Here is a 10949-nt window from a genome sequence, read left to right as displayed (position 1 = left end):
ATCGGGGTATGCGCACCCTCTCCCGCCTCTCCCTCGCCCTCCTCCTCGCCTCCCCCCTCGCCGCTCAGCCGCCCGCCGAGCCGGCCAAGGTCCGCTGGGAGCGTCAGTGTCAGATCCGCCGCGACAAGTTCGATCGCATCTTGCCGCGTGCCATGCGCGATAACGGCGTGGACATGTGGATCACGATGCAGAAGGAGAATCAGTTCGACCCGATGTACGAAGACTTCGGGCGCGGCTATGTCGGCAGCGTGGGTTACTACATCTTCACCGACCGGGGCGGCGATCGCATCGAGCGCATCGCGATCGGCGCGAGTGGCGCGTTGCTTGAGGCGTGCAAGGTGTACGACCGCGTGCTGGCGCTCGCGAACCTCAAGCAGTTCATCGCCGAGCGGAATCCCAAGCGCATTGCGATCAACATGTCGGAGGAGGTCGGTGCGGCCGACGGGCTCTCCAAGACGAGTTACGATCGCCTGGTCAAGGAGATCGGCCCGGAGTTCGCCGCGCGTCTCGTGAGCGCGGAGAAGGTCGTGAGTGATTACCGGAGCGGCTACACCGCGAGCCAGATCGTGGCGCTTGGTGAAGCGGGGGAGATTTCGCGGCGCATCGCCGAACGGGCGTTGAGCAACGAGGTCATCACGCCGGGCGTCACCACGCTGGAAGACGTGGCGTGGTGGATGATGGACCAGCTGCAGCAGCGCGGGCTGGGTTCGAGCTTCGACATGCCGAGCGTGTACATCACGGGCCCGAAGGGCATCGAAGCGACGAGCGACGGGCGCATTATTCAGCGCGGTGACTTGCTCATCATCGACTGGGGCGTGGGGTACCTCGGTTCGTGGACCGATGTGAAGCGCATGGCGTACGTGCTCAAGCCCGGCGAGACGGCGGTGCCCAAGGGCATTCAGGCGGCATTCGACAATGCGCTGGCGGTGCGCGATGTCATTCGCCGCACGATCAAGCCCGGGCCGACGGCGGGGGCCATGGTGGAGCAGCTCAAGGGCGAGATCGCGAAGGCCGGCTTCCGCATGCAGGGGACCTTCAACGAAGTGAGCAACGACGGGAAGGTGGAGGTCATGTTCGGCTGCCACAGCGTGGGCGACCGCGGGCATGGGAGCGGGCCGAGCATCGCGTGGTTCAACCCCCGGCAGATGACCTTTCCCATCAAGCCGTTCAATCCGTTCAGCATCGAGCTGTTCGCGTGGACCCCCAACCCCGAGTGGGGCGGCGCCAAGGTGCGCATTCCGCTGGAGGACGACGCGATCGTGACCGAGCGCGGGGTGGAGTGGCTCTATCCGGTGAACCAGCGGATCTGGGTGATCAAGTAAGCGCACGAACACTCGGGGCGGCGCGGCCGTAGTTTGGGATATGCAGAGGATCCGGCAGGTCATGCGCGCTGCGCTGCTGGCGCTGCTGGCTCTATGGGGCTGTGGGGGTGGGGAGACCGCACCCACCACCACGCTGCCACGTGCGGCCATTCAGTCGGTGTCGATCACGCCGTCCGGGTCGCTCTCGCTTGGCGTGGGCGACACGCTGCGCTTCTCTGCGACGGTCAGCACGGCGGCGGGGGCCCCAGCGCCCGTCGTGACCTGGCGGGTCTCGCCGTCCGGGCTGGCCAGTGTAAGCGCCGACGGGCTTCTGACGTCGCTGGCGCCCGGTACCTTCTCGCTGCTCGCCATCGCCGCGACACCGGCGCGTGGCGCGTTCCGCGCCGACTCCATGGCGGGCACGGTGCTCGTGAACTCCCAGCCGCTCGCGCTGACGTCGCTGGATGTGCAGCCCGGCATTCTTACCACGCCGGTGGGTGGCATCGTGCAGTTCGATCCGCAGGTCGTGAAGGCCTCGCCGGCGGTGCAGGTCACGTGGACGTATCAGATCCAGCAGCCCCTGCTTGGCAGCATCGATGTGAACGGCGTCATCACGACGTACTTCGCCGGCACCACGTCGGTTCGGCTCACCGCGACCGGCTCGGCGCCCGGGTATCAGACCACGAGTCTGGTGGCCACGCGCACACTCAACATCGTGCCGGCGCCGTCGTTGACGTTCTTCGATATGCCCACGAACCTCACCGTGCCCGTCGGCGGCACCGTGCGGATTCCCCTGACCGTCGTGGTGCCGCGGAACGCGCCCTATCCCGCGATCTCGGTGGCCGACTTCCCGCCCGGCCCCGTGACCGTCGCCGGCAGTGACAGCGTGTGGACCGTGACCGGCGTGCGGCCGGGGACGCAGAACCTCACGTTCCGCGCGGTCGCGCAAGCGGTGGCGGGGTACTTCGGGATCACGCGCACGGTGGGGACGACGGTGACGGTGGTGCCCTGATCTCAACGAGAGGAGTGTCTCATGCCCGTACGTCTCGCTCTGATCTCCGCAACACTCGCGGCACTCGCCGTCGCGCAGCCGCCTCAGGCGATGACCGCGCTCACGGTCTCGCCGGCGAACGCGACCCTCGTGATCGGCGGCAGTCAGTGGTTTGAGGCGCGCGCCAGGGCTGTGGCATCGGCTCGCGTGCGCCACGCGTACGTCGTGTACGACACGACGATCGCGCAGGTGGACAGCACCGGGTTGGTGTCGGCGCGCGCGACCGGCAGCACGCGGATGCAGGTGACGGCGCGCGCCGAGGCGGATGGCTATAGCGCCTCGGTGCTGACGGCGGAGGTGCCGGTGGTGGTCGCGGTGCGCTAGGACACGAGCGCCGCTACCAGCGCGTCTTCTTGTACGCCTGCGCAATGCGACGGTCGCGCGATACGAGGGGCGCATCGAGCAACCGCGCATGCGCAACGATCAGTCGATCGAACGGATCGCGGGTCCAGGACTCCGTGAGCGCGGTGACTACAATGCGCTCGAAGCTGTCGGCGGCCACCCGGACCGGAAGCAGTCGTTGAAGCGTCCGCAGGGCATCAGCCGCCGGCGTCGTTACGCGTCCGAGTTCGTGGAGATACTGCATCTCCAGCACCACCGCCGGCGAGAGGATGAGATCCGCGGTGTCGATCAGCGACCGCGCGCCTTTGCCGAGCTTTTCCGTTTGCCCGTTGAGGATCCACGCGACGACGTGGGTATCGAGGCAGGCGATTGGAGTTCGGACCATTCCTGAGACCAGTCGAGTTCCACAAGGTCATCTGGATCGCCGACGATGTACGGCGGACTCGCCTCCCGCACCGCCAGGCGCGGTGGGTTGGCCACCGGTTGCAGGCGGATGATGCGTCCATTCCGCTCGATGTCGACCGACTCGCCCGTGGCGAGGATCTGATCGAGGATCGCGTAGATGTTCGCGCGGAGGTGGGTGGCGGAGACCTTCATCGTGTGCATCCTAAATGCTCATACGTACGTACGCAAGCGTACGTACGTACTAGTGCCGTCAATGGCAGATCACGAAAAAGGCCCACCAAGCATTGGTGGGCCTCCGGTCTCGCGATTGGAGCGACGTCCTCACGCCCCATTCAACTCCAACCCCCACGTAATCGGCATGTTCGCATCCAGCGAATCCCGCACCGAGCAGTACTTCGTCACCGCCAGCTCGATCGCGCGCTCCGCGTGCTGGCGCTCGATGTCGGCGCCGATGATGCGGTAGACGAGGTGGATGCGTGTGATGCGCCCGGGCGTGCCGGCGAAGCGCTCGCCTTCCACCTCGATCGACAGCGCCTGTACGGGGGTGCGGCGCTTGGCGAGGATATCCACGACGTCCACGCCGGTGCAGCCGGCGAGGGCGCAGAGCAGGGTGTCCACCGGCGACGGGCCGGTCTGCCCGGTGGAATCCATGCGAATCGAGGGGCTCCCGCTCTGGCGCATGCCATCGAAGCGGTGCTCGCCAGCCCACGTCACGCTCACCTTGGCGGGCGGCTTGCCCACGGCGGGCATGGCGACGGTGTCCTTCAGCTGTTCGGAGCTCATGGCGTGACCCTCTCGAAGAAATGCGATGCCTGCCCAGTTACGGCGTCGGTCCTTTGCGGATCGGCGCCCGGACGGCGTTCCCCCACTCCGTCCACGACCCATCGTAATTTCGCACGGCTGTAAAGCCCAGCAGGTACGTCAGGACAAACCACGTGTGGCTCGACCGCTCGCCGATGCGGCAGTACGTCACCACCGCGTCGGCCGGGAACAGCCCCAGCTCCCCTTCATAGAGCGCCCGGAGCGCTGCGGCGTCCTTGAACGAGCCGTCCGCCTCGGCGGCCTTGGCCCAGGGCATACTCTTCGCCCCGGGAATATGGCCACCCCGCAGCGTGCCCTCCTGCGGGTAGTCGGGCATGTGCAGCCGTTCCCCGGTGTACTCCTGCGGCGACCGCACATCGATGAGCGGTTTCCCCGCGTCCATCTGCGCGCGGGCATCGGCAAAGAACGCCCGGATGCGCGCATCGTTGCGCTCCGGCGCCGTGTACCCGGTGGGCGCAAAGCGCGGGCGATCGGTGGTCATCTCCCGATCTTCCTCGAGCCACTTCGCGCGGCCGCCGTCGAGCACCCGCGTGTTGGTGAAGCCGTACAGCTTGAACACCCAGAGCGCGTAGGTCGCCCACCAGTTGTTCTTGTCGCCGTAGAAGATTACCGGCGTCGACTCGTCGATCCCCTTCGCGCGCAACAGTGCTTCGAACGCCGCCCGCCCGATGTAATCGCGCTCGACGCTGTCGTTGAGATCGATGTGCCAGTCGAGCTTCTGCGCGCCGGGGATGTGCTCGACGTCATAGAGCAGCACATCCTCGTTGCATTCGAGCAGACGCAGCCCCGGCGTGTTGAGATGCTCGGCGAGCCACTCGGTGCTCACCAGACGGTCCGGTATGGCGTAGCCCTTCGCAACCACACGCGGATCGGGCAAGCCGGGAAGCGGTGTCAGAGGCATATTGAATGGTACCGGCGCCGCCGGGAATCGGTAACCAGCCGAACGCGGCCCGGAGGAGGGAGGTATGCCCGTCGTCACGGGATCGGCCGTCTGCTATCGGCTCTTCGATATTGGCTACGCCATCGATCTGGAGCGCGCCCTCGACGTGCTGGCCACCAGCGCCCCCGAGCGGGTCCGGCCGCTCCGAGGGGAGGCGCAGGCGCTCCAGATCAGCAACCCGCCCATCACGGTGCTCCTGGGGGCAGAGTCGCTGCTCGTCGATGACCGGTCGTGCCCGGTCGAACTCTCGGCGCGCATCTTCGACTTTGGCGTCGTGTCCCTGCGCGCCCGCGTCCGCATGGCGCCCGAGATGCCGTGGGCCGAGTTCGCCCGACTGGCGCAGGGGATCGAACACCACCCGCAGATCGAGGCGATGGTGCAGCAACAGCTTCGCACGCTCGCGGAGCGCATCGCGCCCGCGGTTGAGCGACCGGCGCTCGCCGACGTCCGCGAGGAGTACACCGTCTTCCGGGTCTCCCACATCACCGACACCGCCGGAGCGCCACTCACCCCCGAGGCGCTGAGCGAACTGGATGTCGTCCCCCTGCTGCTCCAGGAAGCGCGCCCATTGAGCGCCGACGCGCGCCGCGAGCTGCTGCCGCATCGCTTCAGCTACTATGCCGACGACCTCGCCGTCGTGACGTGGGAGAACGCCCTCGTCATCGAAGACGGCGAGCATGACACCGATATCCAGTACATCGTGGAGTTCGCCAATGCGCAGCTCCTCGAACTGCGCTACTACGATGCGTTGCTCGATGCCGAACTGCCGCGGCTCTACGACGCCATTCAGGCCGCCCGCGCGAACCGGGCGGTCTTTCCGGGCCGACGCTTTGGGGCCCTCCTGTCACGGCTGCAGGCGCAGGTCGCCGATTCCACCGAACTGGTCGAGCGCGTGGAGAACGCCCTCAAGGTGACCGACGATGTCTATCTGGCCCGCGTGTACTCCGCGGCGCTCGAACTCTTCCGGGGGCGCGCCTGGCGCGCCGGGATCGATCGCAAGCTGGCGATCCTTCGGGATACGTACGCCATGCTCAACGACGAGGCCCAGGCCGCCCGCAGCGAGACGCTGGAGTTCGCCATCGTTGGCCTGATCGTGCTGGAGCTGCTCTTGGCGCTCTGGCGCCATTGAGGCACTAGATTCCGGACATGGTCCTCGACCGCGACACCCTCGCCTCCGCCATCGTCGGCACCGGCGGCGCCTGGCTTCTGGGCTCGGCGCTCCTGCACGCGCGGGACGGCCGGTGGAACAGCACCCAGCTCAAGGGGCTCGTCTACGCCGGCGGCGGCTTCCTGATGAGCGCGGCGGCCTCCCGCTGGCTCCAGGCGACGGGGAACCGGGGGATCGCGGTCGGGCTCATGGGAACCGCCTTTGCGCTTCGCGGCATGTATCTGCTGGTGCGCGAGCGCGCCGCCGAAAAGGCGGCCGCGGATGAGGCGCGCAAGAACCCGCCGGTGCCCTGAGTCTTCCGCGGCGCCGTCACACCCGCGGACCCTGAGTAGCCGAAGCCGATGTCGCAGTCGAGTGGGCAGTCGATGGTGCCGGAGATGGAGGCCTACAGTCGCCACGTGCTGGTGTGCACGGGGGGCTTCTGTCAGGAGAATCGGGCCGGACGCAGTCTCTACTCGCGTCTCGCCTCCCTGCTCCAGCGAGAAGGGCTGCTCTTCGGCCCCACCCGCGTCAAGCGCAGCGAAGCCCCCTGCCTGGGCGTGTGCGCCGGCGGCCCCATCGTGGCCGTCTACCCCGAGGGGGTCTGGTATCACCACGTCACCCCCGAGCTGCTGGAGCGGATCGTCCTCGAGCACCTGAAGGGTGGGCGGGTGCTGGAGGAGCATGTGTTTCATCGGATGCAGCCCGAACCCAGTACGAACCCATGACCCATAACCAAAAACCCGGAACCCCAAACTGATCAGTTTCGGGTTCCGGGCTTTTGGTCTTGGGTGTCGGGTGGCCTTTCGGCCTCCCCCAGCACCTCAGCGATGGCCTCGGAGCTGCGCAGCCCACGGACCCCCTCCACGAGTTCCGATGGGGCCTCCACAATGCCCCGGCGCACGAGCTCCTCGGCCACCGCCTTGAGATGCCGTGCCCAGACATACCGCGCCAACCGGAAGAAGTTCCGTCGACTCTCCGGCTCCTCGGCCAGGAACTGTGCCAGCGGGCGCCCCGCCTTCCGCGTGTTGCAGCCCCTGCACGCGCTTACTACGTTGCCGGGAGACCCATCCCCGCCGCGCATCCGCGGCTGGACGTGGTCCACGCTCAGCTCGTCCGGCTCCTTCTGCTCGCCGCAGTACACACAGCGGTAGCCGTCGCGGGCAAAGACCTCCGAGCGGTTCATCGTGTGACCACCTGCATCCCCCTCGACACGTGGACATTCAGGATCGCGGCCGTCGCTACATGCTGGAGCGACTGACGAAGTTCCTCGACCCCACGGAAAGTGTCGAGACGGATGACGACGCCCCGCCCCGCCTGACCTTCAAAGCCCTCGAGGCCCTGCGTATGTCGCGTTCCCGTGAGCGGATCCTGACCAATCTCGAAGAGATGTACCGCGAAGCCTTCGAGCGCGCCAAGGAGTCCGGTGATCCGGCCCAGATGGCCGCGCTCGATTTCTCGTATCGTCGCGAACAGCTCTACTTCGAGATCCTGCTCGACGTGCGCGACGCCATGGAGCGCCGCTAACACCGCACCGCGCGATGTCGGCTGTCGGCCTCCATATCTCTTGATAGGGGTTTCCGAAAGTTTTGAGAGGCGCGCCATAAGTCGAGAGAGGTGCGCGACGGTTCGACGGACACTATCGCGACAGCGATTGCGGTTTACAAAAAGTCAGCCCCGCGACCGTGTCGGCGCGGGGCTGAAGTGAGTGTAGGGTCGATGTTAACGCCGTATCGCAGACGTCATCTGGCTCGCCACGAAGGCGTCGATCTCACGGTAGGCGACGCCCTCCCTTTGCCAACGTCGCTCGAGCTGTGGACTCGATCCCCAAGGCATGCGTCGCGCGTCGCCGAGCCAGGCATCGAGACCGTCGGCCAACAAGGCCAGAATAGCCCGGGCGATGAGGTACGCCTCCCGGTCAAACGTCGCGCGCTCTCCCTGCCGAACTGCGTGTACGATGTATCGACGCCACAAGGCCGCATCGAACACGGGTCGGTCGCGCTGGTGCCATCGAACGGCAAGGTTTCTCATAGCCACCCGCGCGCTATCCCAAGGCGTCGGGCTTCCCTCGGGAGCGACCAGCAGAAAATGTCGAGTGGCTGAACCTGGCGGCCCGACCACCGCAATGCGTGCAGGTCTGGCCAGCCATGCCTCCTGGCCGCGAATACCCGGCAACCAGAGTCGATACTCTGCGCTCAAGACCGGCCGACGAAAGGCCAAGGTCGCGCACTCAATCGCCACGCAGCGACAGCTGTGTCGCGTCACACCTCACCAGACGTGCGTAAGCCCAAGGCGTGCGCCTTGCTCAGCGCGACGTATCAGCAATTCGGCGCGCGCACGCGTCGCCAGTGGGCGATCGGCGATAGGCGTTAATGCCGACACGATGCTCTCAAGGCTTGCGGAGGGTTCGAGTACGGCCGCCAAGGCCAACGCATCAAGATCGAGCTGCTGGTGGCCATACTCTACGGGATTGATCTCCAGATCGCCGCCGAGCATGGCTATCGCCACAAGCGCCGCGCGGCGAAGCAGCGGCGGCACGTGATCGTCCGGGGTGAGCAAGGGCGTCAGCTCCTCGGGCGCGCGCATCACACTCCCAAGCAGCATCCATACGCCGTCGAGCAGTGCCTTGGCGCCCGGCAATGGCGCGGTCGCTAGCAGTTGGCGCAGGGCATCGACGACGTCGAGCGCCGTCTCGGCGGTCTCGACTACGGACTGCTGATGGGGGACAGGAAAGCGGCGGGCCTCCGCCATGATGGACGATGCGCTGCGACTACGTGGCGCTAGATCGACCAGCTCCTCCTGCCACTGCTGCAGCACACCCCAATCTCGAAGGGCGGCATCTCCGGCGAGTTGCCAGCGTCGATCCTCCTCGAGAATCCCCGCTGCCTCGGCGTCCACCACCGCCGCATCCTCGAGAATCCGACGGGCACGTCGATAAGTGGAGCCCGCTCGTTTTTGCAGAGTAGACGTGGGCAGCCAGCGGATGATCTCCTCAGCCGCGGTCGTGGCGAGGTTCAGCCCGTCCCTCGTGGGGAGACCGGCCGGAATCGCGACCCGCAGCGCCGCCCGTCGATAGATCGCGCGACGTTCAAGCAGCTTCGCAATTACCGGTACGCGGACGTCCACCATCGCACGCAGTTGGCGCTCCGCGTCCAGATCCCAGCCGAAGCGGAAGCGCTCAATCGCGTCTTCAACCGACACCGCCGCCGCTTCAACAGCTGACAGCGAGTGGAGCGCATACCGCGGACCCAGCGTACCACGGGCGGCTGCGCTCGGTCGGTGTGCGACGAGTCGTTCGTGCTGGGTGAGCAGCGCCGGAAGCAGTCGCCGACTAATGTGATTCAGTGCTTCGGCATTCGCCTGCAGGGCCGTGGATGCATCAGGAAGTCCGGCGGCGACCCACGCCTTGATCTCGCCGCGTGCGGCCGGCCTCCCGAGGCGGGCCGTGAGTTCATCCACGCAGCGATAGAGCAGGTCCGCATGCGTCGCCATCACGTGCTCGACTCGCAGATTGCAGTCGGGCACGCCCCAGGCATAGCGAACGCGCCGTCTCGTGGTGTCCGTCGCTGGAATCTCTACGCGTACGGATCGCCCGTGTTTGCGCAGCCACGCCAAACCATGGCACACCGTCTGGCTCGTCACGGGATGTCCGGCGGCAACCATGGCACGTCGCAGTTCGCTGCCGAGTACGGCGCGTTCGCATCGCTGCACCTCCGATCGTAACACGCGTTCGATCGCATCCACCCACGGCACTACGCGCTCATCGAATTCCACGGCGTGGACGACGGCGCCCCATCTCCGGGTTGTCGGCGTGACCACCAGTTCCGATTCATGCCAGTGACCGATAACAACCTGCTCGGGGTGTAGTCTCCGCAGCGCTTGCTCCACGCGATCGACTGATCGCCCCATGCGTGTGGCGATCGCGGCCACTGCGTCATCGAAACGAGGCGGTCGCGAAGCGTCTTCGATGAGCGCCGCGAGGTGTTCAAGCACCTCCCCATCGCGTCGGGTGGGGGAGGTCGACCATCGGTTCGCTCGGGTCATGGCGCACGCTCCGCGCGGTCCGGGCGCTCCGGACGACGCGCCGGTGGCTGTGCGGCAGAGCCATTCAGCGTTGGCGGGGCGAGCAGGCGTTGCTGAACGCCCAACAGTCCCTTCACTTGCGCGTTCAACAGCTTGAGGTTCAGCGGCGCCTCCGCCGATCCTTCGCCGGCGTGCTGTTGCCGCGCCTGATATCGCTGCACGACGTCGGCGATCGCTCGAAGACTCGGGACGCCGCCGCCGAACTGCAGGTCGATCCACTGCTCCAACGCGGCCTGATTCGTCGAGAACGCGGGATGGTTGGCCAGTTCGGGCAACCATTGGCGCAGGATGGTTGCAATCGTCTCGCGCGAGTCCGCGGTGAGCTCCACGATCGACTGCACGCGCTCGTTAGCCTCGAACGCGCCAAGCAGCGCGCGGTGATGCGGACTCGAGGCGATGAGCATGACCCCTAGCCAGCGCGCTTCCGCGCCGCCATTGGTGGCGTAGTCTGCCTCAACCATCAGATCCAGCACCGCCTTCAGCGCACTCGGCGCCAGCTGATGCGCTTCGTCAACGATCAGGATGGTGCGACCCTGCTGCCGTAATGCGCTCACGAGCTCGGATCGGACGTTGTCGACGGAGAGGCGATGTTGCCGCGCCCGCTGCGCGAGAGAGGGAAGCGGGACGTAGTGGGCCATCGAAATGAGCGCGTCGCGTTCGCGCTGCACCCCAATCAGCGGCACGTGGACGATCCGAGGAGCCGAGTGTGGGTGCGCCAGTGTCCGTAGCTCCTCGCGAATCAGCCGTTGGAGCGTTTCGGTCTTTCCGATTCCCCGCGGCCCCCAGACCAGACAGCGAGAGGAGGCCCCGATCGTCTCAACCAGCGCCCGCCGCAATTGATTCTCGACCGCGCGATTC

The 10949-nt window shown here is 66.6% G+C and carries 14 protein-coding genes; 7 read left to right on the top strand and 7 right to left on the bottom strand.

Annotation, left to right across the window (positions count from 1 at the left end; all coding sequences use genetic code 11):
• The first annotated feature begins 8 nt into the window (after positions 1 to 8).
• The 3 genes from K2R93_14590 to K2R93_14580 are packed head-to-tail and all read left to right on the top strand — an operon-like array spanning position 9 to position 2676.
• Complete coding sequence (locus tag K2R93_14590) at positions 9 to 1322, top strand: M24 family metallopeptidase (GenBank protein ID MBY0491067.1); 1314 nt, start codon at positions 9 to 11, stop codon at positions 1320 to 1322.
• Positions 1323 to 1362: 40 nt separating this feature from the next.
• Positions 1363 to 2313, top strand: a complete 951-nt coding sequence (locus tag K2R93_14585; protein ID MBY0491066.1) for an Ig-like domain-containing protein — start codon at positions 1363 to 1365, stop codon at positions 2311 to 2313.
• A gap of 21 nt (positions 2314 to 2334) precedes the next feature.
• The gene (locus K2R93_14580; protein MBY0491065.1) at positions 2335 to 2676 is read left to right on the top strand and encodes an Ig-like domain-containing protein; all 342 of its coding nucleotides are present in this window, start codon (positions 2335 to 2337) and stop codon (positions 2674 to 2676) included.
• A gap of 13 nt (positions 2677 to 2689) precedes the next feature.
• Here K2R93_14580 and K2R93_14575 read toward each other — a convergent pair whose 3' ends face one another.
• The 4 genes from K2R93_14575 to K2R93_14560 form a co-directional block, all read right to left on the bottom strand.
• Positions 2690 to 3079, bottom strand: a complete 390-nt coding sequence (locus tag K2R93_14575; GenBank protein MBY0491064.1) for a type II toxin-antitoxin system VapC family toxin — start codon at positions 3077 to 3079, stop codon at positions 2690 to 2692.
• Positions 2983 to 3300 (bottom strand): type II toxin-antitoxin system Phd/YefM family antitoxin, encoded by a 318-nt coding sequence (locus tag K2R93_14570; protein MBY0491063.1) that lies wholly within the window; start codon positions 3298 to 3300, stop codon positions 2983 to 2985. The genes K2R93_14575 and K2R93_14570 overlap by 97 nt, the downstream gene beginning before the upstream one ends.
• 120 nt (positions 3301 to 3420) lie before the next feature.
• Positions 3421 to 3882 (bottom strand): OsmC family protein, encoded by a 462-nt coding sequence (locus K2R93_14565; GenBank protein MBY0491062.1) that lies wholly within the window; start codon positions 3880 to 3882, stop codon positions 3421 to 3423.
• Between the two features lie 37 nt (positions 3883 to 3919).
• Positions 3920 to 4822, bottom strand: a complete 903-nt coding sequence (locus K2R93_14560; protein MBY0491061.1) for a sulfurtransferase — start codon at positions 4820 to 4822, stop codon at positions 3920 to 3922.
• Positions 4823 to 4886: 64 nt separating this feature from the next.
• On the opposite strand from K2R93_14560, the gene K2R93_14555 reads away from it, so the two are divergent.
• From K2R93_14555 to K2R93_14545, 3 genes are read left to right on the top strand one after another with little or no spacing between them, the layout of a single operon-like run.
• Complete coding sequence (locus K2R93_14555) at positions 4887 to 5990, top strand: hypothetical protein (GenBank protein ID MBY0491060.1); 1104 nt, start codon at positions 4887 to 4889, stop codon at positions 5988 to 5990.
• Between the two features lie 17 nt (positions 5991 to 6007).
• Positions 6008 to 6322: a hypothetical protein gene (locus tag K2R93_14550; protein ID MBY0491059.1), complete on the top strand. Its 315-nt coding sequence runs from the start codon at positions 6008 to 6010 to the stop codon at positions 6320 to 6322.
• 48 nt (positions 6323 to 6370) lie between these two features.
• Positions 6371 to 6736 (top strand): (2Fe-2S) ferredoxin domain-containing protein, encoded by a 366-nt coding sequence (locus K2R93_14545; GenBank protein ID MBY0491058.1) that lies wholly within the window; start codon positions 6371 to 6373, stop codon positions 6734 to 6736.
• Positions 6737 to 6768: 32 nt separating this feature from the next.
• Here the strand turns inward: K2R93_14545 and K2R93_14540 are convergent, their stop codons facing one another.
• The gene (locus tag K2R93_14540) at positions 6769 to 7194 is read right to left on the bottom strand and encodes an HNH endonuclease (GenBank protein MBY0491057.1); all 426 of its coding nucleotides are present in this window, start codon (positions 7192 to 7194) and stop codon (positions 6769 to 6771) included.
• 29 nt (positions 7195 to 7223) lie between these two features.
• Here K2R93_14540 and K2R93_14535 point away from each other — a divergent pair, with 29 nt between their 5' ends.
• A complete protein-coding gene (locus K2R93_14535; GenBank protein ID MBY0491056.1) occupies positions 7224 to 7535 on the top strand; it encodes a hypothetical protein in 312 nt (103 codons plus the stop codon).
• Between the two features lie 741 nt (positions 7536 to 8276).
• Here K2R93_14535 and K2R93_14530 read toward each other — a convergent pair.
• Together K2R93_14530 and K2R93_14525 are read right to left on the bottom strand one after the other, a co-directional pair.
• On the bottom strand, positions 8277 to 10052 hold the full coding sequence (locus K2R93_14530) for a hypothetical protein (GenBank protein MBY0491055.1): 1776 nt from the start codon (positions 10050 to 10052) through the stop codon (positions 8277 to 8279).
• Positions 10049 to 10927, bottom strand: a complete 879-nt coding sequence (locus tag K2R93_14525; GenBank protein ID MBY0491054.1) for an ATP-binding protein — start codon at positions 10925 to 10927, stop codon at positions 10049 to 10051. Before K2R93_14525 ends, K2R93_14530 begins: the two co-directional genes overlap by 4 nt.
• Positions 10928 to 10949 lie beyond the last annotated feature (22 nt).

The sequence above is a fragment of the Gemmatimonadaceae bacterium genome (assembly GCA_019752115.1).
Classification (GTDB): Bacteria; Gemmatimonadota; Gemmatimonadetes; order Gemmatimonadales; family Gemmatimonadaceae; genus Gemmatimonas.
The sequence above is the reverse complement of the archived record's forward strand: the minus strand, read 5'-3'. Positions and strand labels throughout refer to the sequence as shown.